At 59.5% G+C, this 422-nt stretch carries 1 protein-coding gene; it reads right to left on the minus strand.

Translation table 11 applies throughout. From position 1 onward, the window contains the following. The coding region (locus XalbCFBP2523_RS15940) for an AMP-binding protein (protein ID WP_146084157.1) at nucleotides 1-422 on the minus strand (422 nt) is incomplete at both ends.

A 422-nucleotide genomic window follows, 5' to 3' on the forward strand; every position in this document is an offset into this window, starting at 1 on the left:
ATCTTGACCTGGTGATCGTTGCGGCCCACAAACTCGATCGTGCCATCGGCATGCCAGCGCCCCAGATCGCCAGTGCGGTACATGCGTGCTGTCGGATCAGCACTGAATGGATCAGGCAGGAAGCGCTCGACCGTCAAATCGTCTCGGTTCAAATACCCCCGAGCTACGCCGTCGCCACCGATATACAACTCACCCGCCACCCCAATCGGGACCGGCGCAATGTGTGCATCGAGAATATAGATCCGTACGTTGGCAATCGGACGGCCGATCGGTGGTGCGCCCGTCGCACTCGCATCACATTCATGTAGACAGGCGCAGACCGTCGTCTCTGTGGGGCCGTATGCATTGATCAGGCGTCTGCCTTGGCCCCAACGTTCTACGATGCTTGCAGAGAGTGCCTCGCCGGCAACGACGAGTGTCTT

This window comes from Xanthomonas albilineans (genome assembly GCF_002939705.1).
Classification (GTDB): domain Bacteria; phylum Pseudomonadota; class Gammaproteobacteria; order Xanthomonadales; family Xanthomonadaceae; genus Xanthomonas_A; species Xanthomonas_A albilineans.